The sequence below is a fragment of the Arenimonas sp. genome, from assembly GCF_036275555.1.
Classification (GTDB): domain Bacteria; phylum Pseudomonadota; class Gammaproteobacteria; order Xanthomonadales; family Xanthomonadaceae; genus Arenimonas.
This window is the reverse complement of the sequence record NZ_DASUDO010000048.1, coordinates 95,883-119,390: the sequence shown is the minus strand read 5'-3', so window position 1 is coordinate 119,390 and position 23,508 is coordinate 95,883. Positions and strand designations below refer to the sequence as shown.

Below are 23,508 nucleotides of genomic sequence, written 5' to 3'. Positions count from 1 at the left end.
TCAGCGCCCTTGCCGCTCGTTGACCAGGCTGTCGACCACGCCCGGGTCCGCCAGCGTGGAGGTGTCGCCCAAACCGGCGCGGTCCACGCCGTCGGGGCCCGCCTCGGCGATCTTGCGCAGGATTCGCCGCATGATCTTGCCGCTGCGCGTCTTCGGCAGGCCCGGGGCCCACTGCAGCCAGTCCGGCGCGGCGATCGGGCCGATGTCCTTGCGGACGTGCGCCACCAGCTCCTTGCGCAACGCCTCGGTGGGCTCGACGCCCGCCTTCAGCGTCACGTACGCGTAGATGCCCTGGCCCTTGATGTCGTGCGGCGCACCCACCACGGCCGCTTCGGCCACCGCCGGATGCCCGACCAGCGCGCTCTCCACTTCCGCCGTGCCCATGCGGTGGCCCGAGACGTTGATGACGTCGTCCACGCGCCCCGTGATCCAGTAGTAGCCATCCGCATCGCGCCGGCAGCCGTCACCGGTGAAGTACGTGCCCGGATATGTCTTGAAATAGGTGTCGATGAAGCGCTGGTGGTCTCCGTACACCGTGCGCATCTGCCCCGGCCAGGAATCGAGCAGCACCAGGTTGCCCTCGGTCGCGCCTTCGAGCCGCTTGCCCTCGGCATCCACCAGCGCGGGCTGGACGCCGAAGAACGGCAGCGTGGCCGACCCGGGCTTGGTGGCCACGGCGCCCGGCAGCGGCGAAATCAGGATGCCGCCGGTTTCGGTCTGCCACCACGTGTCCACGATCGGGCAGCGCTCGTCGCCCACCACGCGGTGGTACCACTCCCAGGCCTCGGGATTGATGGGCTCGCCGACGGTGCCGAGCAGGCGGATGGACTTGCGCGAGCTGCGCTTGACCGGCGCGTCGCCCTCGCGCATCAGCGCCCGGATCGCGGTGGGTGCGGTGTAGAAGATGGTGACCTGGTGCTTGTCGACGGCCTCCCAGAAGCGGCCGGTGTCCGGGTAGCTGGGCACGCCTTCGAACATCACGGTGGTCGCGCCGTTCGCCAGCGGCCCGTACACGACGTAACTGTGGCCGGTGACCCAGCCCACGTCGGCCGTGCACCAGAACACGTCGTCGTCCTTGAGGTCGAACACGCACTCGTGCGTGTAGCTGGCCCAGGTGAGGTAACCGCCGGTGGTGTGCAGCACGCCCTTGGGCTTGCCGGTGCTGCCGGAGGTGTAGAGGATGAACAGCGGGTCCTCGGCGTCCATCGCCGGCGCGGCGTGCGTGGCCGGCTGGGGGGACACCACGGCGTCGTACCAGCGGTCGCGCGGCATCTGCATCGGCACGCCGCCGCCGGTGTGGCGCACCACCAGCACGGTCTCCACCGTGTTCGTGCCCGGCTTGCGCAGGGCTTCGTCCACGTTGGCCTTGAGCGGGATGGCCTTGCCGCCGCGCAGGCCTTCGTCGGCGGTGATGACGAGCTTGCTGGCGCAGTCGGCGATGCGGTTGGCGATCGAATCGGGCGAGAAGCCGCCGAACACCACCGAGTGGATCGCGCCGATGCGCGCGCAGGCGAGCATCGCCACGGCGGCCTCGGGGATCATCGGCAGGTAGAGCGTGACGCGGTCGCCCTTCACCACGCCCAGCGCGGTGAGCGCATTCGCGAGCCGGCACACCTCGGCGTGCAGCTCGCGGTAGCTGATGCGGCGCGACGGCGTCTTCGGGTCGTCGGCTTCCCAGAGGATGGCGGTCTTGTCGCCGCGCTCGGCGAGGTGGCGGTCGAGGCAATTGACGCTGACGTTGAGCTGGCCGTCGGCGTACCAGCGGATGTGGAAGTCCTCGAGCGCGAAGCTGGTGTCCTTGGCGCGCGTGTAGGGGCGCGACCACTGCAGGCGGCGGCCGACCTGGCTCCAGAACGCCTCGGGGTCACGCAGTGATTCGGCGTAGAGACGGTCGTAGTCGGCGCGCTTGAGCGTGGCGGCGGCCTCGAAGCCGGCGGGAACGGGATGGATGCGGTCGGACATGGGGGCTCCTGCGGCCGGCGGCCGCGCGCTGCGTGCCTAAGGTTACCCGCGTCGGGTGCGTCCGGTCATTCTGGCGGCACGCCCGTGGCGCCCAATTAGACCTTCGTCTAAGGAAAACATTCCCTCTTCGACCAATGGGTAATGGCCCCACGCGTCGGTCCGGTCACAGACTCGGCCCGCCATCATGGCCAACGGTCCGATTTCCGGGAGGGGAAGGATGAACCGATCCAAGCAGACGAAACGATCTGCGCTCGCGCTTGCCATCTTGCTGGCGATCGCCGCGCCGACCCACGCGCTGGCGCAGGACGCCAGCCCGCAGACGCTCGAGGCGCGCATCGCCCAGCTCGAACAGATGGTGCAGGTGCTCAAGTCCGAACTGGACGCGCAGAAGGCCGCCAACGCCGCGGCTGCGCCCCAGGTGGCCGCCGCGCCGCCGCCCAATCCGATCCAGTCCACCACGGTGATGCCCGCCGCGGCCCCGGGCACGAAGTTCAGCTTCGGCGGCTTCGTGAAGCTCGACGCCATGTATACCGACACCGACGGCGGCGAAATCGCCGATGGCAGCACCGGGCGCCTGTTCTACGTGCCGGGCACCATCCCGGTGGGCGCGCCCGGCAGCAGCGAAAGCGCCGACCTCGACATGCACGCGCAGTTCTCGCGGCTGTGGTTCGGCGCCGACTCCGAGATCGCCGGCCAGAAGGTCAAGGCCTACCTCGAGATGGACCTGTTCGGCGGCGCGCTGGGCAACGAGATCTCAACCAACACCTACGGCGTCACCATCCGCCACGCCTACGTAAGCTGGGGCAACTGGCTGGCCGGCCAGACCTGGTCGAACTTCCAGGACGTGGCCGCGCTGCCGGACGCCGTGGACTTCGTCGGCCCGACCGAAGGCACGATCTTCGTGCGCGACGCGCAGCTGCGCTACACCCGCGGCCCGTGGTCGGTGTCCCTGGAGAACCCGGAGACCACCTATTCCGCCTTCGGCTCGGGCGCGCGCCTCAACAGCGACGACAACAACGTGCCCGATGTCACCCTGCGCTACCTGCACAAGGGCGACTGGGGCCACTTCACGGTCGCCGGCCTGGCGCGCCAGCTGAAATACGAAACCGCCCTGCTCGATGAATCCGAAACCTCGTTCGCGGTCAGCGTTTCGGGCAAGTGGAACCTGGGCGCCAAGGACGACATCCGCTACATGGTCAACGGCGGCAGCGGCCTGGGCCGATACCTCGGCCTGGGCCTGGGGCCGGACGCGATGCAGGCGGCCGACGGCTCGCTCGAGGCACTCGACGGCACCGCGGGTTTCGTGGCCTGGCGCCACGTGTTCAGCCCGAAGTGGCGCTCGAACGTCTTCTACTCGATGGCGCAGTTCGACAACGACACCGCGCTCACGGGGCTGGGCGTCACCGAGTCGGCGCAGTCCATCCACGCCAACCTGATCTACAGCCCGTTCCCGAAGCTCGACGTCGGCGCCGAGCTGATCTTCGGCGAACGCGAGATCGAGAGCGGCGCGAAGGGCGAGCTCAACCGCCTGCACATGCACGTGAAGTACAACTTCTGACCGCGCCGGGAGGCCAAGAATGAACGCACCTGTCACCGAAGAGCGGCGCAAGGAGTACTGGCGCCGCACCCTCCGGATCACGGCGATCCTGCTGTCGATCTGGTTCGTCGTCACCTACGTGGTCATCTGGTTCGCGGTCCCGCTGAACCAGTTCACCTTCCTCGGCTTCCCGTTCGCCTTCTACATGGGCGCGCAGGGATCGCTGGTCGTCTATGTCGTGCTGATCGTCTTCTATGCCTGGTACATGAACCGGCTGGACAACGAATTCGGCGTTTCCGAGGAGGGCTGAACCATGGCGTCCAACGCTGGATTCATCAACAACCTGCCCAAGATCTATGGCATGTACACCGGCGGCTTCATCTTCTTCGTGATCGCGCTGGCGATCGCGGAGCAGATGGGGCTGCCCAACGTCTGGATCGGCTACGTGTTCATGGCCGCCACCATCGGCCTGTACGCGATGATCGGCATCATGAGCCGCACCGCCGAGACCGACGAATACTACGTCGCCGGCCGCAGCGTGCCCGCGCTCTACAACGGCATGGCCACCGGCGCCGACTGGATGTCGGCGGCGAGCTTCATCGGCATGGCCGGCACGCTGTACGCGCAGGGCTACGACGGCCTGGCCTTCGTGATGGGCTGGACCGGCGGCTACGTGCTGGTGGCGCTGTTCCTGGCGCCCTACCTGCGCAAGTTCGGCCAGTACACCATCCCGGACTTCCTGGGCGCACGCTACGGCGGCAACCTGCCGCGCACGATCGGCATCATCTGCGCCATCACGGCCAGCTTCACCTACGTGATCGCGCAGATCTACGGCGCCGGCATCATCACCAGCCGCTTCCTCGGCATCGACCTGGCCACCGGCGTGTGGGTCGGCCTGATCGGCGTGCTGGTGTGCTCGCTGCTGGGCGGCATGCGTGCGGTCACGTGGACCCAGGTGGCCCAGTACATCATCCTGATCATCGCCTACCTGGTGCCGGTGGTCTGGCTGTCGATCAAGGTGACCGGCAACCCGGTGCCGCAGCTGGCCTACGGCGAGGTGCTGCAGCAGATCGGCCAGCTCGAGCAGCAGCTCGGCGTCACCGCGGGGCACGCCACGCCGTTCGTGAAGAACGACATGGTGAACTTCCTGGCGCTGACCTTCTGCCTGATGGTGGGCACCGCGGCGCTGCCGCACATCCTGATGCGCTTCTTCACCACGCCCAGCGTCAAGGAAGCCCGCAAGTCGGTGGGCTGGTCGCTGTTCTTCATCTTCCTGCTGTACTTCACGGCGCCGGCGTACGCGGCGTTCGCCAAGCTCGAGGTGTATTCGAACGTGATCGGGCAATCCATCGCTTCACTGCCGGGCTGGGTGGCGTCTTGGACGCAGGTGGGCCTGGTGTCGGTCTGCGACGCGGTCGATGCCATGACCACGATCAAGGGCTGCGCGGTGAACGGCAACGGCGACGGCATCCTGCAGCTGGCCGAGCTGGTGCTCAACGCCGATGCGATCGTGCTGGCCACGCCGGAAATCGCCGGCCTGCCCTATGTCATCGCCGGCCTGGTCGCCGCGGGTGGCCTGGCGGCGGCGCTGTCCACCGCCGACGGCCTGCTGCTGACGATCTCGAACGCGCTCTCGCACGACGTCTACTACAAGATGGTGAACCCGAACGCCTCGGCCAAGAAGCGGCTGACCATCGCCCGCATCCTGCTGCTGGGCGTGGCGGCGATCGCGGCCTACGCGGCCTCGAACGCACCGGCCACCATCCTGTCCATCGTCGCCTGGGCCTTCTCGATCGCCGCCGCGGCCTTCTTCCCCGCCCTGGTGTTGGGCATCTTCTGGAAGCGGGCGAACAAGGCGGGCGCGGTGGCGGGCATGCTGGTCGGCTTCGGCCTGACGCTCTACTACCTGATCAACGTGAAGTTCCTGGGCATGACGCCCTGGTTCGGCATCAAGGACGTCTCGGCCGGCATCTTCGGCATCCCGCTGGGCTTCATCACCATCTGGGCCGTGAGCCTGATGACGAAGGAGCCGTCGCAGGAGGTCAAGGACATGGTCGAGGACCTGCGCTACCCGAGGCTCGCGAAGGGCTGAGCTTGATCGCCGCGACCTTCCTCCCCGTTGGTCGCGGCGTCCCCGGCGCCGGTGCCCCCAGGCACCGGCGCTTTTTCGTGCGGACCGGAACTAGAATCAGGCCATGCTGACCTTCTACACCCTGCTGCAATACCTGCTGGCCGTGCTGATGTGGACCCTGGTCGGGCGCGGCATCCTGCGGCTGATGATCCCGGGCGATCCGATGAAGAACCCGGTGTACAAGCTCTTCAGCTGGGCGCTGTGGCCGGTGCTGGCGCCGCTGCGCGCCACGCTGGGGCGCGTGGTGCCGGAATCGCACCTGGGCTGGTACGCCTTCGCCCTGCTGCTGGCGCTGCGCTTCGGGCTGTACTTCCTCTTCTACGGCCAGGGCTGGCTGGTGTTGCCCTAACCCTGTCTCCCTGTGGGAGGGACTTCAGTCCCGATGCTTTCCTGCGAAAGGCATCGGGACTGAAGTCCCTCCCACAAGGGGGTTCTCACCAATCGGTGGGGCGATAGTCTTTCAGGAACTGGCCCCAGACGTGGGTGCCGGTGTTGAAGCCGTCGATGATCGGATCGACGATGCGCGCGGCGCCGTCCACGATGTCCAGCGGCGGGTGGAAGCGCTCCTCGCGGGTCTTGCGCTCGGCGATTTCCAGCGGATCCTCGTCGGTCACCCAGCCGGTGTCGACCGCGTTCATGTGGATGCCGTCGCCGTGGTAGTCGGCGGCCGAGGTGCGCGTCATCATGTTCAGCGCGGCCTTGGCCATGTTGGTGTGCGGGTGCCGCGTGGTCTTGAAGTTGCGGTAGAACTGCCCCTCCATCGCCGAGACGTTGACGATGTGCTTGTCGCGCTCGGGCGTGCGCAGCATCAGCGGCTTCAGGCGCGCGTTGATCAGGAAGGGTGCGATGGCGTTGACCAGCTGCACTTCCAGCAGCTCCACCGACGGCACCTCGTGCATCTGCAGGCGCCAGGAATTGCGGCCGCGCAGGTCCACCTGCTGCAGGTCGGCGTCCAGGCGGCCCTCGGGGAACAGGTGCTGCTGGCCCAGCAGTTCTTCCGCGAGCAGCGGTACCTGCGACAGCTCGGCCGCGCGCACCAGGCCCGGCGCCGCGGTGGCGTCGTGCACCAGCGCGTTGCCGTCGGGCACGATGTCGTAGCCGCGCAGGCCCTCGTAGCTGCCCAGCAGCTTGCGTACGTGTTCGGGCATGTCGCCGTGGGCGGCGGTTTCGCCGGCGATCATGTGGGCGTAGAACGCCGGCGGGCGGCGCACGGTCTGGCAGGCGTTGTTGATGATGAAGTCGAGCCGGTCGCGCGTGGCGAGCAGGGTCTGGCAGAAGGCCTCGACGCTGGGCGTGTGGCGCAGGTCCAGGCCGAACACCTCGAGCCGGTGGCCCCACTCGGCGAAGTCCGGCTCCTGCGCATAGCGCGCCGCCGAGTCGCGCGGGAAGCGCGTGGTGACGATCAGCGAGGCGCCCGCGCGCAGCAGCTTCAGGCCGGCCTGGTAGCCGATCTTGACGCGGCCGCCGGTGAGCAGCGCCACGCGGCCGGTGAGGTCGGCGGTCTCGGTGCGCTTGAGGAAGTTGAAGTCGGCGCAGGCCGGGCACATCTGGTCGTAGAAGTGGTGGATGCGCGTGTACTTTTCCTTGCACACGTAGCAGTGCTGCGGCTCGATCGTCTCGCGCGCGGGCTCGTCGGTGATGTGGTCGACGGGCTTCTGCGCCGGCGGGAAGTAGTTCGGCGTGGTGAACACCGGCTTGCTGCGCAGCTCGCGGATGCCGGTGGCGTTGAGCACGGCGTCGTCGTGGGCGTTCTTCTCGCGCACCTGGGCGCGCTTCTTCTCACGGCGCGCCTTGCGGTGGTCGATGGGGTCCGGGTTGTGGAACCGGTGCACGGCCGCCTTCAGGCGCTTCTGCTCGGGCATCGGCAGCGCCTCGAGCACCTCGCGGTTCGCCGCCACGGCCTCGAGCAGGTCGGCCGCGGCGCGCAGGCGCTCGATCAGGTCATCGCCGGCCAGGGCGGGCGGCAGGGGCGTGGGCTGGTTCATGTCCGGGAAGCGCGGCAAGGGGCGCGCATTGTCCCGGAAAACGCGGTCGGGTTCACTTCAAAACTGAACCGGACCCTTTTCTTGCCCGGTCAGTGCCCGGTTTCCAGCGGGGCCAGGGGCAAGCGCTCGCCGGTGGGGGTGCCGCGGGTGAAGGTGCCCTGCTCGCGGAACAGCAGCTCGCCGTACTTGCCCTTCTTGATGCTGCTGTCGATGGCGATCACCCGGCCCTCGAACAACGGGTGCACCACCGGCTGCGAGGTGTGGCCGACCAGCACGTGCGCCACGCCCAGCTGGCGGAGCCAGGCTTCCACCTCCTGCTGGCGCAGGCCCTCGTCGAGGAAATAGCCGCGGTACCAGATCGGGCCGTCGCTGCCGTGCAGCGCCTGCAGCACCGGATCCTTGGCGAGCTGGATCTTGTCCAGGCCCAGCGAGGCGCGGAAGCGTTCGTTCGCCTGCGCCGGCGTGAGTCCAAGCGCCAGGTAGGACGAATGCACGCCGGCGTGAAGGAACAGCAGGTCGTCCACCTGCAGCAGCGTGTTCTTGCTTCGCAGCCAGGCGCCGATCACGGTGTCCGGGCCATGCAGCGCCGGATACGTCACGCCCAGCAGGGCCGCGGTTCGGAGGTACTTGCCGTTGAGGTAGCGCAGGTCGTCGCGCAGCACCAGCGCCTCGTGGTTGCCCAGCAGGAAATGCACGGCGCCACCGGCCGCGCGCGCCTCCTGCTCCAGCGTGTACAGGTGCCAGAAGGCCTCGGTGACGCGCGGCCCGCGGTCGAACACGTCGCCGGCCATCACCAGGTGGCCGTCACCGAAAGCCCAGCGGCCCTGGGCGTCAATCACGCCGTTCGCGCGCAGCAGCTGAACCATCAGGTCGTACTGGCCATGCACGTCGGACAGCGCCACCAGCTTGTCCGCACCCTCGATGCGCGCATTGGCCTGCACCGGCGGCGGCCGGTCGATCCGCAGCGTGCCGGGGTAGCCGCAGCGCGGCGGCAGCGTCACCGGCCAGGTCGTGGCTTCCACGGTTTGCGTCTGCACTTCGCCGGCGCAAACCCAGCGCGCCTCGATGCCGCTGGCCACGTAGCGAACGTAGGGGCCGTCGTCGACTTCGTCGGTGACGGTGAACTCCGTGTCGTAGACCTGCACCGCCTCGAGGCCGTGCGGGCCGTGGCGCACCTGCACGTCGCCCCGCAGCGCGTAGGCGGACAGTCCGATCGTCGCGAACAAGGCGGCGAACCAGAATCGTTTGGAGCGGACCAACGTGCGCATGGCGATTCGGGCGAGGCGTTCCAGGAGGCGTTCACAAGGCTAGGCAAGTACGGCCCACGGCCACAATAGGAAAGTCGTACTGCCGACCCCGCCGCCCAGGTCAGAACTGGCCGCGCTCCGGGGGTTGCTCCCACGTGGCGGGATCCGGGCCCCAGTGGCCGTCGCCCTGCCCCAGGAAGTGACGCACGAACTCGCCGAGATCGAGGCCCAGCTGGTCGTGCGCCGCGGCGGCACCGGCGTCCGCGAGGTTCGCCTGCAGCGCGAAGCGCTTGAAGCCGGCCCAGTCGCTGCTCAGGCCGTTCACGATCAGGCGGCCGAGGTCGTAGGCCAGCTCGCTGCCCTCGTCCGGCCGCACGTAGGCGGCGCCGGACCAGAACCACTGGATGGTCTGCGGCGTCCAGAACTTTCGATGGCGGGCCTCCAGGTGCTGCACGGACCAGGCATCGGCGCCCAGCCGCGTCAGCCGCTGCTCCGCGTTGACGGCCATGCCTTCGTTCAGCCACGCGGGGATCGGCAGGTGCGCCAGCTGGCTGTGCGTCATCTCGTGGGCGATGGTGGGCTCGAACAGCGCGAGGTCCTCGCCATGCACGACGAAGTGGCCACACCCGGCGTTGATGAACATGCCCGAGCTCATCGCGAACTCGCCATCCTCCGGATAGAAGTAGGAGATGTAGCGGTAGTAGTCGTCGATGCTTTCGAACAGGACCAGGATCTCCTTGCCCAGGTCCGCCGGGGCCGCCAGCTCCTCCAACATCGCCTGCACGCGCCGCTCGGTGCGGCCGAGGAACTGCAGCGTGGCCTCCGCCGTCACCGACTCGTTCGCGGCGAGCAGGAAGGCACGGTCGGATTCGAGCAGGCGGTACGGTCCACCCAAGGCGTCACGCAGCTGCAGGAGCCAGGCGCGCTCGCACTGAAGCCAGGCGCCGGCGCGATCGGCGTCGGGCAATTCCTGAAGCCAGGCCACCGCGCGGGACCAGTCGGGATACGGCAGGCCCTCGTGCCAGTCGGCGCCCTCCAGCAGGTCCAGCGACTGGCCGCCCGCGCGGACTACCGGGTCAGCAACGGCCTGCCCCGCCGCCGCGGCCGGGGTTGGGGCAGGTGCGCTTCCGAAGACGCGTCTCAGTAAATCCAGCAAGGCAGGCACTCCATTCCGGGCGCACGAGCATGGCAAGAAAGCGCGCCGGAGGAAACAAATGAACCTGGTTCATTTGCTGGGGAGGTCGCGGACGTGGATGTCCATCTGGGGGTAGGCGAATTCGATGCCGTGCTCGTCGAAGAGCTCGATCAGGCGCATGTTGATTTCGTTGCGCACGGCCAGGCGGTCGGTCATGGCGGCCACGAAGACGCGCAGCTCGAAGTCGAGGGTGCTGGCGCCGAACTCCAGCAGCCAGCTGCGCGGCGGCCAGTCCTGCAGCACGCGGGCGTTCTCGTTGGCGGCCTGCAGCAGCAACTTGTGCACCAGCGCCGGGTCGGTGCCGTAATCCACGCCGACCTTGATGGTGATGCGGGTGGTCTCGTCGCTCAGCGTCCAGTTCACCAGCTGCCCGGTGATGAAGGCCTTGTTCGGGACCACGATTTCCTTGTTGTCGAAGTCCAGGATGGTGGTGGCGCGGGTGCGGATGCGGGTCACGGTGCCGTCGAGGTTGTTCACCGTGATCACGTCGCCCACGCGGAACGGCCGCTCGAACAGGAGGATCAGCCCCGACACGAAGTTGGCGAAGATCTCCTGCAGGCCGAAGCCCAGGCCCACCGTCAGCGCCGCCGCCATCCACTGCAGCTGGCCCCAGTGCAGGCCCAGCAGGCCCAGGCCCAGCACCACGCCGACCAGCACGATCGCGTAGCGCGCCACGCTGGTGATGGCGTAGCGCGAGGCCGCGTCGATGTTGGCGCGCGAGCGCAGGCCGATTTCCAGCAGGCCCGGCAGGTTGCGCGCCGCCACGAAGGTGAGCGCCAGCGCCAGCAGCCCCAGCAGCGCCGCCATCAGCGTCACCGCCACCTGCACCGAACTGCCGTCCTCGGCGGTGTCGCTGACGTGCCAGAGCGCGATCTCGTCGAAGCGCGCGAAGGCCGGCAGCACGTCGGCCCAGACCCAGGCCAGGCCCACCACCAGCAGCGTCAGCTTGAACGCGCGCAGCAGGCGCCGGCTCTGCGCATTCACCATTTCCAGCGTGATCTCCTGCTCGAGCTCCATCGGGATGGCTTCGCCACCATCCTCGGCCTCGGCCGCGCCTTCGGCCGCCGCCTGCGCGGCCGCCTCGCGCTTCTGGTCCTGGCGATGCAGCGCCAGGCGCCGCTCGCCGAGCAGGAACCAGCGCGCCAGCAGTCCGTGCAGCACCGCCGCCGCCGTCACCATGCCCACGCTGGCGAACTGCGCGTCGAGCAGGATCGCCGAGGAATACACGTAGCCATCGAGCGCCAGCAGCGCCATGGCCACCAGGCCCGCCGGCAGCAGGACGCGCAGCACGCGGCGCGTGCCGGACGGCTCCGGATCATGGCCGCGCGTGTGCCACAGCCGCGCCGGCTGCAGCAGGTCCCACAGCACCCAGGCCGAGAACAGGCTGGCCAAGACGATCGCGATCCGTCCCGGCACCGAGATCGCCAGCTCCTGGTTGCGGATGAAGGACAAGGCCACCACGAAGTACAGCGGCAACAGCACCAACATCAGTTTCGGCAGCCAGCGCGCCAGCGCCTCGCGGCGGGTCTTGGTCCAGCGGAAGTGCGCGTGCGCCAGCCCGCGCTCGCGCACCATCCAGGCCAGGAAGGCCAGCGTGAACGCCGGCAGCGCCAGCGCCTGCAGCGCCAGCCCCAGCGAATCACTGTACTTGCCACTGTCGCCCACGCCCTGCAGCAGCTTGCCGGCCGCGAACAGCGCGACCGCACCCGGCAGCGCGGCCGCCAGCGTCCAACCCAGCGCCTCGAAGGTGCGGCGATAGCGATCCGCGCGCACCTGCCGCACCGCCTGCGCCATCGCCTCGAGGCGTTCCGGCGCACGCAGGCGCAGCACGAACAGACCCACGATCAGCAGCAACGCCCCGAGGTACGCCAAGGGGCGCTCGGCGAAATCGCGCTGCACCAGCATCGCCGAGGTGGCGAAGCGCGACGGCTTCACCAGGTCCTGCGCGCCGGCCGGCACCGTGGCCAGCCAGTCGCCGCCGACCGGCGGATGGCTGCGGATCCACAGCAGGTGGCGGTCGAGCGTGGTGCGCAGCTGGGTGTTCGCGTCCAGGCGCGCCTGCAGGCTGCGCTCGGACTGCTCGAGCGCGGCGACGTGGCGCCAGATCAGCGGCTCGAGGCGGCTGGCCAGGTCGCGGCGCTGTTCGAGCAGCGCGGGCAGCGGATCCTGCGCGGCCGCGGCCACGTCGGGAGCGTCTTCCTCGCTGCCGGGCGCCTGGCGGCGCAGCGTGCGCACCGCGTCGGGCAGGTCGGCCAGCTCGCGCTGCAGTTCGCCCAGCGTGATCAACCGAAGGCGGAGCTGGCCCAACGATTCGCGGACGGCGTCGAGGCGGTCGTTGAGCCGCGCCTCGGGTTCGAGCCGGCGCAGTTCGGCCCACAGCCAGGTGCCGACCTGCTCGCTCTGGCCGCCGAGCTCCAGGCGCGTGCGGGCGTCCTGCAGGCCAGCGAGATCGCGGGCCAGCGCTTCTTCTTCGCCCACCAGCTGGCTGCGCTGCCGGGCCAGGGCTTCGTTGGTTTCCACGAGCTCCTCGCCGAGCGCGCGGTTGACGCGGGCGGCTTCGGCGACCGCCGGGTCCTGCGTGGCCAGCGTGTCGGCCTGCGCGGTCAGCTGCTCCGCCAGGCCGGCGAGCTCTTCGCGGCCGAGGTCGGCGATGCGCCGCTGCAGCACGGCCATGCGCGGCTCGCGCACGGCCAGACGATGGCGCAGCGCGCGCAGCTCCAGCTCCTGCAGGCGCTGGCGGGTGGCGGCCAGGTCCTGCTGCGCCTGCCGCAGCGCGAGGTCGGCGGTGAGCTTGCGGCGTTCGGCCTCGTTGCGCAGTGCGCGGGCGCGCACCAGCGGATCGGGCTCGCCTTCGGCCGGGGCGGCCGGCTGCGCCAGTTCGTCCAGGCGCGCCTGGATCGCGGCCATGTCCTGCGCGCTGCGCGCGGGCTGGGCGAAGCTGGCGGCCATCTCGGTGGCCAGGGTTTCGATCTGGCTGCGCAGCTGTTCGGCCGCGAGGCGCTCCTGTTCCAGCGCGATCTCCAGCGTCTCGACGTCGGCGCGCGCGGGCAGGCGCGCCTGCCATTCGCGCAGCGACTGCTGCCGGTCCACCTCGAGCTGCGCCGTCAGTTCGCGGCTGCGGGCGGGGGCGTTGGCGGCTTCGGTGCGCAGCGCGGCCAGGCGCTCGGCCAGGTCGGCCGCCTCGCGATCGGCTTCGGCGGCGGCATCGAGGGCGTCGTTGGTGGCCTTGGCCTGCGGGTCGGCCAGGGTCTCGGCCGCGGTGCGCAGCAGGTCGGCCGGGCCCGGGGGCGCGGCGGCCGCGGCGCAGGGCAGCGCCAGGGCCAACAGCAGGAGGGACGCCAGCAGGCGGGACGACGCGGGGCGGAGGTGGGGGCGCATCGGCCTAGGCTAGCCCTGCCCTCCTGAACCAGCAATTCGCGCGGGCCTCGCCCGGCCGCGCACTACAATGCCGCCATGCCCGAATTGCCCGAAGTCGAGACCACCCGCCGCGGCCTGGCCCCGCACGTGGAAGGCCGCCGCATCACCGGCGTGGTGCTGCGCCGGCCCGACCTGCGCTGGCCGATCCCGCCCGAAGTGGCGCGCGAGCTGCCGGGGCAATCGGTGCTTTCGGTGCGCCGCCGTGCGAAATACCTGCTGCTCGACACTGCTCCGGGCAGCGCCGTGCTTCACCTGGGCATGTCGGGGATGCTGCGCGTGCTGCCGGCCCGCACCCCGGTCGAAACCCATGACCACGTCGACCTGGCCCTGGATTCGGGCCGGGTGCTGCGCTTCACCGACCCGCGCCGCTTTGGCTGCCTGCTCTGGCAGCCGGCCGGCGAGACCCACGAGCTGCTGGCCCACCTCGGCCCCGAGCCGCTGTCGGATGACTTCGACGGGGACTACCTGTTCGAGCGCAGCCGCGGCCGCAAGGCGCCGGTGAAGGCCTTCCTGATGGACCAGGCGATCGTGGTCGGCGTGGGCAACATCTACGCCGCCGAGAGCCTGTTCCAGGCCGGCATCGCCCCCGGCCGCGCGGCCGGCAGCGTGAGCCGGGAGCGCTACGGAAAGCTGGCCACTGCCGTGAAGGCCATCCTCGCCTACGCCATCACCCGGGGCGGCACGACCCTGCGGGATTTCCTGAGCCCGGACGGGGCACCCGGCTATTTCGAGCAGGAGCTGTTCGTGTACGGCCGCGAGGGCGAGCCCTGCAAGGCCTGCGGGCGGCCGATCAAGGATGGGCGGATGGGGAATCGGGCGACGGCCTGGTGTTCCCGGTGCCAGCGGTGAAGGGCTTCGGGCCTGAAGGCCCTCCTACAGGGCGTTTGTAGGAGGGCCTTCAGGCCCGAACGCCCGGCACCCGGCTTGGGCTATAGTCTGCCCAGCCCGCGCAGACGGGACCCGGGGAACCATGAACGAAACGGCTGACATCACCCAGTGGCTCAGTGCCGCGCGCGGCGGCGACAAGTCGGCGCTCGACCGGGTGCTGGCCACGCTGTACCGCGAGCTGCACGGCATGGCCCGGCGCCAGCTGGGCGGCCAGCAGCACGGCCACACGCTCGACACCACGGCCCTGGTGCACGAGGCCTACCTCAAGCTGGCCGGCCGCGCCGAGGCCGAGTTCGAGGACCGCGCCCACTTCTTCGCTTATGCCGCCAGCGCCATGCGCTCGGTGGTGGTGGACTACGCCCGCCAGCGCATGGCCGTGAAGCGCGGCGGCGACCTGCACCGCGTCACCGACCTGCCCGAGGACGCCGGCGGCGGCATGCGCCTGGACGAGGACATGCTCGGCCTCGATGTCGCGCTGAACAAACTGCACGACCTCGACCCGCGCCTGGCCCAGGTCGTCGAGATGCGCTACTTCGCCGGCCTGTCCGAGACCGAGATCGCCGGCCTGCTGAAGCGTTCGGAAAGAAGCGTGCGCCGCGACTGGCAGAAGGCCCGCATGTTCCTGCTGGCCGCCTTGCAGGGCTGAGCCCGGGCGACCCGTGGACACCGAGCGCTGGACCACGCTGTCGGCGCTGCTCGACGAGCTGCTGGAGCTCGAGCCCGCCGTCCGCGACCGCCGCCTCGCCGAGATCACCCGCGCCGACCCTTGCCTCGGCGAAGAACTGCAGCGCCTGATGGCGCTGGAGGACGAGCGGCCCGATTTCCTTTCGCAGTCGGTGGTGGATGCGGCGGTGTTCTCGCCGCAGCCGGGACAGAAGATCGGCCCGTACAAGCTCGAGCGCCCGCTGGGCGAAGGCGGCATGGGCCAGGTGTGGCTGGCGCTACGCGCCGATGGCCTCTACGACCGCCGCGTGGCGCTGAAGCTGCTGCGCCCGGGCCTCGGCGACGCCGGCCTGCGCACGCGCTTCACCCGCGAACGGCAGATCCTGGCGCGCCTGGGCCACGCCCACATCGCCCGCCTGCTCGACGCCGGCGTGAGCAGCGACGGCCAGCCTTACCTCGCGCTGGACTACGTGCAGGGCGAGCCGATCACCGACTACGCGCGCAAACTGTCGCTGTCGAAAGAAGCGCGGCTGAAGCTGTTCCTGCAGGTGTGCGCGGCGGTGAGCCATGCGCACGCCAACCTGGTGGTGCATCGCGACCTCAAGCCCTCCAACATCATGGTGACGCCGGCCGGCGAGGTCTGCCTGCTCGATTTCGGCATCGCCAAGCTGCTCGATGAATCGGCCAACGGCGACACCGAGATCACCGGCACCGGCACCCGCGCCTTCACCCTGCACTACGCCGCGCCCGAGCAGCTGCGCAACGGCGTGATCACCACCATGACCGACGTGTATTCGCTGGGCGTGGTGCTTTACGAAATGCTGGTGGGCCGCAAGCCCTACGACCCGGCGCGCGCCACCGATGCGGCGTTCGAGGAGGCCATCCTCACCGGCGATGCGGTGCGCCCTTCCACCGCGGCGCTGAAGCTGGCGCGCGAGGCGGGTGCGGCGGCGCCGCGACGCATCGCGGGTGAACTGTCGGGCGACCTCGACAATATCCTGCTGAAGGCGCTGGCGAAGGCGCCCGAGGACCGCTACGTCTCCGTGGAGGCGCTGGCGCAGGACTTGCGCCGCCACCTCGACGGCGAGCCGGTGCTGGCGCGGCCGCAGAGCCTGGGCTATCGCACCGCGAAGTTCATCGGGCGCAATTCGGTGGCGCTGGTGGCGGGTTTCTTCGTTAGCGGGCTGCTGCTGGCGGCGCTGGGCTTCGTGTCGTGGCAGGCGCGGCGCGCGATCGTGGAGGCCGAGCGCGCGCAGGCGATGCAGGACTTCGTGGTGGCGCTGTTCGAGAACACCGACCAGGCCGGCGACGGCGACGGCCTGGATGTGCGCACGCTGCTCGACGCCGGCGTGCGCCGCGCCGACACCGAGCTGCTGGGCCAACCGCAGGCGCGCGCCGAGCTGTTGGGCCTGGTGGTGCGGCTGCGGCAAGGCCTGGGCGACGACCGCCAGGCACTGGAGCTGCTCGATCGCCAGTCGCAGGTGCTGGGCACGCTGGCGGGCGAAGCGCCCGCGCGCCTGGGCATCGAGGCCGCCGCGATGCGCGGCCGCAGCCTGCGGGCGCTGGGCCAGCCGGAAGTGTGCGTGCGCGCGCTGCTGCCGTGGCTGCCGGTGAGCCAGCAGCAGTCGGCGCGGCAGCCGCGCGAGGTGTCGGAATTCCTGTCGCAGCTCGGCCGCTGCCACCGCCGGCTCGGCGGCCACGACGTGGCGCGCGATCTGTTCGGACAGGCCCTGGCCCTGCGCGCCGGCCCCGAACTCAAGGCGCTGCAGGCCGAAAGCCAGGCCGACCTGGCCGGCCTGCTGGCCGACGAAGGGCGCCACGCCGAAGCCATCCTCGCGATGCGCGCCGCGCTGTCGCTGCTGCGCGAGAGCGGCGGCGACCGCAATGCGCTGGGCGTGGAAATCTGGCGCGAGCTCGGCAGCCTGCACCTGGTGATCGGCGATCGCGTGGAGAGCGAATCGTCCTACCGCCAGGCGATGGAGATCGCGCTCACCCGCTTCGGCCCCGGCCACCCCGCCAGCACTGGCGTGCAGCGCCCGCTGGGCGCGCTGCTGGTTCAGAACGGAAAACTTGAAGAAGCCGAGCGCCTGCTGCGCACCGCGCACGAGCGCCTGCTGGCGCGCTTCGGCCCCGAGCATCCGGAAGTGGCGGCGTCGTGGCAGCAGCTCGGCCGGCTGTCGTGGGAACAAGGAAGGCTTGCGCAGGCGCAGGACGCCTTCCAGCGCAGCCTGCAGCTGGTACGCCGCGGCAACGACCTCGGCCCGCGCTCGTCGGTGCTGTGCGATCTCGCCCAGGTCCGGCTGGCCCTGGGCCAGGCCGACGGCGCCGAGCTGCTGGCGCTGGAATGCCAGCAGCTGGCCCTCGCCGACAGCCCGCTTCAAGCAGCGCGCGCGGACCTGCTGCTGGCGCGGGTGGCGATGACACGCATGAATTCAGAAGCGGCGCTGTCGCTGCTCGCGTCCGCCGAACAGCGGCTGCTGGCCGCGGGCATCACCGCCGGCAGCGACGAGCACCTGCCCGTCGCCCTCGCGCGAACCCAAGTGCTGATCGACGTCGGCAACGTGCCGGGCGCCGATGCGGCACTGAACGCGCTGCGCAACCTGCCCCGCGCCCGCCCCACCCCGACCGACGCGTGGGACTGGCGCATCGGCGCCCTGCAGGCGCGGCTGCTCTGCCGGCAAGGCCGCAGCGGCGATGGCCGCGCGCTCCAGCAACAGATGCTGGCCGAGGCAAGCGTCGGCCAGCCGGAGCGGCAACGCCTGGCCGATGAGATCGCGGAACTGGCCGCCGGCTGCGGCCGCGGCTAGCCACAGAAAGAAAGGGGTCAGAGTAATTATTTGTTTGAATCGACGGGCTCCGACAGAGGCAGCCGCCAATGGCCTACCGCGCCATCACGCGTCGACAGGACATGCTGGCCTCGACGCCCCTGCGAGCCCGGACGATGCCCCGCCAACCCCGCCTCGAGTTACCTGGCTTTCCGCTCCACGTAACCCAGCGGGGCGTCAACCGCGCCGCCACGTTTGTAGATGCCGGCGACTACACGCGCTATCTGCATTGGCTCTCGGAGGCCCTTACTGAGCACGAGGTTGCGCTGCATGCCTACGTCTTGATGGGGAACCACGTCCATCTTCTCGCCACCCCGTCGGCGAACGGCGGGATCTCAAGAGCCATGGCACAAGTGGGGAGCCGTTATGTCCGTTCATTCAATCGCAGACACGGGCGAACGGGGACACTTTGGGAGGGTCGCTTCAAGTCCAGCCTGGTCGATTCGGACCGATACGCGCTGGCCGTTTGCCGATACATTGAACTCAATCCGGTCAGGGCTGGGCTTGTGGACAGGCCTGAGCGGTATCCGTGGTCAAGCGTCCACCATCATCTCGGGATGAAGCCGGACCCGATGATCACCTCGCATCCGTGCCTGCGTTCCCTCGCCAGCGAGGAAGCCAACCAGGCAGCGGCCTATCGCGAGCTGCTTTGCGAATCACTGCCCGAGGAGGACCTCACCGCCATCCGCCAACACATCGGCAAAGAGCGCTCGCTGGGTGGCCCCCGCTTCCAGGCTATGGTCGAAGCGGCGATCGGCCGGCCAGTCGGCATTAGACCTCGCGGAAGGCCGTGCAAAGTCGCTGGTGAATAGGCTTTCGAAGCGAGTTTTGGCCCGTCGACGCGAATTCAAACAAATAATTACTCTGACCCCTTTTTTACTCGCCCAAGGGCAGCTGGGGCTGCTGCAGGTCGATCACGCCCTCGCCTGCCATCACTTTCTTGAACTCGCCGCGGCTGACGGAAACATAGCGCTCGTTGCCGCCGATCTCCACCTGCGGGCCGTCGGAGATGGCGCGGCCGTTCTCGTCCACGCGCAGCACCATCGTGGCCTTGCGGCCGGTGTGGCAGATGGTCTTGATCTCGACCAGGTTGTCGGCCCAGGCCAGCAGGTACTGGCTGCCTTCGAACAGTTCGCCGCGGAAGTCGGTGCGCAGGCCGTAGGCCAGCACCGGCACGTTCAGGCGGTCGACGATCTCGGTGACCTGCCAGACCTGGGTCTTCGAGAGGAACTGCGCTTCGTCCACCAGCACGCAGTGCAGCGGTCCGCGCGCGGCGATGTCGTCGCGCACCATCGCGAGCAGGTCGTCGTCGCGGCCGAAGATGGTGCCGCGCGCCTTGAGGCCGATGCGCGACGCCACCACGCCCTCGCCATAGCGGTCGTCCAGCCGCGGCGTGAGGATGAGCGTGCGCATGCCGCGCTCGTGGTAGTTGTGCGCGCTCTGCAGCAGCGTGGTGGTCTTTCCGGCGTTCATCGCCGAATAGTAGAAATAGAGCTTGGCCAAGGCGGTGGTCCGGGGCGTGCGAGGGGGCATTATCGCCGCTGGCGCGGGTGCTTGGCCAAGGCGGGATTGTTCAGGTAACCGACGGTGGCTGCAGCGCGGTCGCCATCACGTCCGACCAGCCCAGCCGCGCCATCGCGCGGTTCCACTCGTCATCACCGGGCGCGATGGCGGTGATGCGGCGGCCATCCAGCGGATGCGGGAACGACAGCCGGTACGCGTGCAGCAGCATCCGGTGCACGCCCATCATGCGGAAGGCCTGGTTGTGGCGGCCGTCGCCGTGGCTGCTGTCGCCAACCATGTGGTGGTGGATGTGCTTGAGGTGGCGGCGGATCTGGCGGAAGCGGCCCGTCTGCGGCGTGCAGCGCAGCAGCGCGTAGCGCGAGGTCGGGTGCTGGGCGCTGGGGATCTCGAGTTCGGCGGTGGCCAGGCGCGCGTACGCGGTGACGGCGGGCTTTTTCTGCGGCTTGCCGGGGCCGCCGTCGAGCGGATGGTCGATCACGCCCTCGGCCGGCTCGGGCCAGCCGCGGCACACCGCCAGGTAGTCCTTCTCGAAGTCCTGCGACATCAGCGCCTTGCCGAGCGCCGAGGCGCTGTCGCGGTCGAAGGCCAGCAGCAGGCAGCCGCTGGTGGCGCGGTCCAGCCGATGCACCAGGAACACGGGGCGGCCGAACTGCTCGCGCAGGCGGTCGGCGGCGAAGTCGGTCTCGCCGCGGGCGAGGGCGCTGTCGTGCACCATCAGGCCGGCGGGTTTGTTGACCACAGCGATCTGTTCGTCGGCGAGGAGTACGGGCAGCGCGAGCGTCAAGGCGGCGGGTCCGGGCGGCGGGGGCGCGATTCTCGCATGCGCGCGACGCTGGCGTAGGATGGCGCCGGGAACCCAGGGGAACGCCATGAATACGACCACACCTCGCCTGCTCGCCGGCCTGGCCTGCCTGTTGCTGGCCGGCACCAGCACGGCCCGCCCGCCCGACGGCGGCGGCCACCTCACCGCCGCCGACATGGCCGACCACGTCTCGCCCGAACTCGACCGCCGCCTCGTGGACGAGGTGAACCAGAACCTCGCCACCCTGCAGCGCAGCGGCAAATCCGTCGTTCCGCGGACGCAGGCAGTGAGCGGCATGCTGTGGCCGCTCGGCCCGGTAAACGGCGCCGGCAAGCAGTGGCACGGCATCTCGAACTTCGTGGACCTCAACGCCGGCTTCCCGAGCCAGCTGCAGGACTACACCTGCGGCACCCGCACCTACGACACCGCCGGCGGCTACAACCACCGCGGCATCGACTACTTCATCTGGCCCTTCCCGTGGACGCTGATGGATGCCGGCGCCGTGGACGTGCTGGCCGCGGCGCCCGGCACGCTGGTGGCCAGGGGCGACGGCAACAACGACCGCTCCTGCTCGATGAACGCACCGGACACGCCGAACTACGTGGTGATCCAGCACGCCGACGGCTCGGTGGCGCGCTACCTGCACATGAAGAACGGCTCGGTCACCACGCTGCCGATCGGCGCGCCGGTGCCGGCGGGCACGCCGCTGGGCAAGGTCGGCAGTTCGGGCATTTCCACCGGGCCGCACCTGCACCTGGAGTTCCGCGCCAGCAACGCCGTCGGCGCCGCGGTGATCGAACCGCACGCCGGCGCCTGCAACGCCAGCCCCACCATGACCTACGCCGAGACGCGCCCCTACCGGGACTCTCGCATCAACCGCCTTTCCACCCACGGCGCACCGCCCCAGATGGCCAGCTGCCCGAACACGGTGGACACGCCCAACTTCAAGAACACCTTCGTGCCGGGCGAAAGCTTCAGCGTGATGGCCGGCTACCGCGACCAGGTGGCCGGCACCAGCACCCAGTACCGCGTGCTGCGGCCCGACGGCAGCGTGTTCTCGAGCTGGAGCCAGACCGCCGGCACCACGTATTCCGGCGCCTGGTGGTACTGGAACCTGGCGCTGCCGTCGAACGCGCCGCATGGGCTGTGGGCCTTCGAAGCGACTTATCAGGGCGTGAACACGCGCCACAGCTTCCAGGTGGCCGACGGCACGCCCGCAGCGGCGTCGGCCTTCCCGGTCGACCTGTCGGGCAGCTGGTACAACACCGGCACCTCGGGCCAGGGCTTCAACCTGGACATGGTCGGCGAGAACCGCTTCCTGCTGTACTTCTACGGCTACCACAACGACGGCGAGCAGCTGTGGCTCTACGGTGATTTCAACCCGGGCACCGCGGCCTTCGCCTGGGACGTGCCGGTGACGATCGACATGTACGTGCTCGACGGCGGCGGCTTCCAGACCTTCCCCGCGCCGTCCAGCCGCGTGTGGGGCACGGCGAAGCTGATCTTCGAGAGCTGCAAGCGCGCGACCATCGAGCTGACCGGCGAAAGCGGCGCGCAGATCCTGCAGCTCGACAAGCTCAACACCACGCGCGGACTGGGCTGCCCCTGAAAGCAGACGGCCCCGGTCATGCCGGGGCCGTCAGTCTCTGCAGGTCACGCCGAGGCGCGCAGCCGGCTCAACGACGCGGCCAAGCCGCCAGGAACGCCGCGAACGCGCCCAGCCCGGCGATGCCCGCCGCGGCCGGGATGCCGAGCAGGCGCGGGCCGCCCGCTTCCAATCCCACCAAGACCGCGGCCACCACCATCAGGCCGGTGCCCAGGATGGCGTAGATGGTCTGCCGCTGCCCGGCCTTGGAGATGCGCGCCAGCTCCGCGAGGTCCTCGCTGCGCATGTTGATGCTGTGCTGCCCGCGCACCTGCTGGGCCAGGAAGTCGTGCAGCAGGCGCGGCATGTCGGGCGCATGCGTGATCAGCTCGGGCAGGCGCTTGCGGAACTCGGCGCCCAGCGTGGCGGGGCTGTAGCGCTCGCGCAGGATCTTCTCCAGCACCGGCCGCGCCTCGGCCCAGATGTCGAGCTTGGGGTCGAGCAGGCGGCCCACGCCCTCGATGTTGAGCAGGGTCTTCTGCAGCAGGATCAGCTGCGGCTGGAGCGTCAGCTCGTAGCGCTGCGCGGTCTTGAACAGCTTCACCAGCACCTCGCCCAGCGAGATCTCGCTCAGCGGGCGGGTGAAGTAAGGCTCGCACACCGCGCGCGTGGCCGCCTCGAGTTCGTCGATGCGGATATGCGAAGGCATCCAGCCCGCCTCGATGTGCAGCTCGGCGATGCGGCGGTAGTCGCGCTGGAAGATCGCCATGAAGTTCTCGGCCAGGTAGTACTGGTCGCGGCGGTCGAGCTGGCCAACGATGCCGAAGTCGATGGCGATGTAGCGCGGATTGGCCTGGCGCGTTGCGTCCACCCAGATGTTGCCGGCGTGGGCATCGGCGTGGAAGAAGTTGTCGCGGAACACCTGCGCGTAGAACACGCGCACGCCCTTGGCCGCCAGCGCCTTGCGGTCGATGCCGGCGGCGTCCAGCGCCACGATGTCGTCGGACGGGATGCCGCGCACGCGCTCCATCGTCAGCACGGTCTCGGTGCTGTAGTCCCAGAACACTTCGGGAACGTAAAGGTCGTCGCTGCCCAGCCAGGTGCGGCGCATCTGGCTGGCGTTGGCGCCCTCGCGCTGCAGGTCGAGCTCGGCGTACAGCGTGGCGGCGATCTCGGACACCACCTCGTGCGCGCGGATCTTGTCGGCGTTCGGGTGGTGGCGGTCGGCCAGCGAGGCCAGGGTGCGCAGCAGTTCGATGTCGGCGTCGATGCGGGCGCGGATGTCGGGGCGCAGCACCTTCACCACCACCTCGCGACCGTCGTGGAAACGCGCGGCGTGCACCTGCGCGATCGAGGCCGAGGCCAGCGGCGTGAGGTCGAACTCGGCGTAGATCTCGCCGACCGGCCTGCCCAGCGCGGCCTCGACCAGCGCGCGCGCCTCCTCGCCCGGGAACGGCGCGACGCGGTCCTGCAGCAGCGTCAGCTCTTCGGCGATATCGGGCGGCAGCAGGTCGCGGCGGGTGGACAGCACCTGCCCGAACTTCACGAAGATGGGGCCCAGCTCCTGCAGCGCGTGCCGCAGGCGCTGGCCGCGGGGCAGGTCGGCGGCCTCGCGCGCGGGCGTGATCGGCTTGAGCAGCCACAGCCAGCGGCCGAAGGCGGTGTCGCGCAGGAAATCATCGAGCCGGTGCCGCAGCAGCACGCGGGCGATGCCCACGGCGCGCAGCGTGGCGGTGATCCCGCGCGA

General features: G+C 69.8%; 17 protein-coding genes. 9 read left to right on the top strand and 8 right to left on the bottom strand.

Translation table 11 applies throughout. From position 1 onward, the window contains the following. Positions 1-1,962: an acetate--CoA ligase gene (acs, locus tag VFV21_RS13335; RefSeq protein WP_329669906.1), complete on the bottom strand. Its 1,962-nt coding sequence runs from the start codon at positions 1,960-1,962 to the stop codon at positions 1-3. A gap of 217 nt (positions 1,963-2,179) precedes the next feature. Here acs and VFV21_RS13330 point away from each other — a divergent pair, with 217 nt between their 5' ends. The 4 genes from VFV21_RS13330 (at position 2,180) to VFV21_RS13315 (ending at position 5,979) form a co-directional block, all read left to right on the top strand. Beyond that, the gene (locus VFV21_RS13330) at positions 2,180-3,520 is read left to right on the top strand and encodes a DcaP family trimeric outer membrane transporter (RefSeq protein WP_329669905.1); all 1,341 of its coding nucleotides are present in this window, start codon (positions 2,180-2,182) and stop codon (positions 3,518-3,520) included. Between the two features lie 19 nt (positions 3,521-3,539). Next, positions 3,540-3,809, top strand: coding sequence for a DUF4212 domain-containing protein (locus tag VFV21_RS13325; protein ID WP_329669904.1), 270 nt, complete (start codon positions 3,540-3,542; stop codon positions 3,807-3,809). Positions 3,810-3,812: 3 nt separating this feature from the next. Next, positions 3,813-5,591, top strand: coding sequence for a sodium:solute symporter family protein (locus VFV21_RS13320; protein WP_329669903.1), 1,779 nt, complete (start codon positions 3,813-3,815; stop codon positions 5,589-5,591). 103 nt (positions 5,592-5,694) lie between these two features. Then, positions 5,695-5,979 carry a hypothetical protein gene (locus VFV21_RS13315; RefSeq protein ID WP_329669902.1) on the top strand — a complete coding sequence of 95 codons (285 nt, stop codon included), beginning with the start codon at positions 5,695-5,697 and terminating at the stop codon, positions 5,977-5,979. Positions 5,980-6,064: 85 nt separating this feature from the next. On the opposite strand, the gene VFV21_RS13310 is transcribed toward VFV21_RS13315, so the two are convergent. From VFV21_RS13310 to VFV21_RS13295, 4 genes are all read right to left on the bottom strand, one after another. Further along, positions 6,065-7,615: an SDR family oxidoreductase gene (locus VFV21_RS13310; protein ID WP_329669901.1), complete on the bottom strand. Its 1,551-nt coding sequence runs from the start codon at positions 7,613-7,615 to the stop codon at positions 6,065-6,067. A gap of 89 nt (positions 7,616-7,704) precedes the next feature. Continuing rightward, positions 7,705-8,883, bottom strand: coding sequence for a metallophosphoesterase (locus VFV21_RS13305; RefSeq protein WP_329669900.1), 1,179 nt, complete (start codon positions 8,881-8,883; stop codon positions 7,705-7,707). A gap of 100 nt (positions 8,884-8,983) precedes the next feature. Beyond that, entirely contained in the window at positions 8,984-10,018 is a 1,035-nt protein-coding gene (locus VFV21_RS13300) for a hypothetical protein (RefSeq protein ID WP_329669899.1), read from the bottom strand. Positions 10,019-10,087: 69 nt separating this feature from the next. Continuing rightward, the gene (locus VFV21_RS13295; RefSeq protein ID WP_329669898.1) at positions 10,088-13,435 is read right to left on the bottom strand and encodes a mechanosensitive ion channel domain-containing protein; all 3,348 of its coding nucleotides are present in this window, start codon (positions 13,433-13,435) and stop codon (positions 10,088-10,090) included. Between the two features lie 75 nt (positions 13,436-13,510). Here VFV21_RS13295 and mutM point away from each other — a divergent pair, with 75 nt between their 5' ends. The 4 genes from mutM (at position 13,511) to VFV21_RS13275 (ending at position 18,662) form a co-directional block, all read left to right on the top strand. Continuing rightward, complete coding sequence (gene mutM, locus VFV21_RS13290; protein ID WP_329669897.1) at positions 13,511-14,323, top strand: bifunctional DNA-formamidopyrimidine glycosylase/DNA-(apurinic or apyrimidinic site) lyase; 813 nt, start codon at positions 13,511-13,513, stop codon at positions 14,321-14,323. Positions 14,324-14,444: 121 nt separating this feature from the next. Further along, complete coding sequence (locus tag VFV21_RS13285) at positions 14,445-15,008, top strand: ECF-type sigma factor (RefSeq protein ID WP_034212732.1); 564 nt, start codon at positions 14,445-14,447, stop codon at positions 15,006-15,008. A 13-nt stretch (positions 15,009-15,021) separates the two neighbouring features. Next, positions 15,022-17,832 carry a protein kinase domain-containing protein gene (locus tag VFV21_RS13280; RefSeq protein WP_329669896.1) on the top strand — a complete coding sequence of 937 codons (2,811 nt, stop codon included), beginning with the start codon at positions 15,022-15,024 and terminating at the stop codon, positions 17,830-17,832. Positions 17,833-17,900: 68 nt separating this feature from the next. After that, the gene (locus VFV21_RS13275) at positions 17,901-18,662 is read left to right on the top strand and encodes a transposase (RefSeq protein ID WP_329669895.1); all 762 of its coding nucleotides are present in this window, start codon (positions 17,901-17,903) and stop codon (positions 18,660-18,662) included. Positions 18,663-18,726: 64 nt separating this feature from the next. On the opposite strand, the gene VFV21_RS13270 is transcribed toward VFV21_RS13275, so the two are convergent. Both VFV21_RS13270 and VFV21_RS13265 read right to left on the bottom strand, forming a co-directional pair. Further along, the gene (locus VFV21_RS13270; RefSeq protein ID WP_329669894.1) at positions 18,727-19,353 is read right to left on the bottom strand and encodes a thymidine kinase; all 627 of its coding nucleotides are present in this window, start codon (positions 19,351-19,353) and stop codon (positions 18,727-18,729) included. A 70-nt stretch (positions 19,354-19,423) separates the two neighbouring features. Next, on the bottom strand, positions 19,424-20,158 hold the full coding sequence (locus tag VFV21_RS13265) for a pseudouridine synthase (RefSeq protein ID WP_329669893.1): 735 nt from the start codon (positions 20,156-20,158) through the stop codon (positions 19,424-19,426). An 85-nt stretch (positions 20,159-20,243) separates the two neighbouring features. Between VFV21_RS13265 and VFV21_RS13260 the strand changes: the two genes are divergently transcribed. Further along, a complete protein-coding gene (locus VFV21_RS13260; protein WP_329669892.1) occupies positions 20,244-21,785 on the top strand; it encodes a peptidoglycan DD-metalloendopeptidase family protein in 1,542 nt (513 codons plus the stop codon). 67 nt (positions 21,786-21,852) lie between these two features. On the opposite strand, the gene ubiB is transcribed toward VFV21_RS13260, so the two are convergent. After that, positions 21,853-23,499 carry a ubiquinone biosynthesis regulatory protein kinase UbiB gene (gene ubiB / locus VFV21_RS13255; RefSeq protein ID WP_329669929.1) on the bottom strand — a complete coding sequence of 549 codons (1,647 nt, stop codon included), beginning with the start codon at positions 23,497-23,499 and terminating at the stop codon, positions 21,853-21,855. Positions 23,500-23,508: the final 9 nt, after the last annotated feature.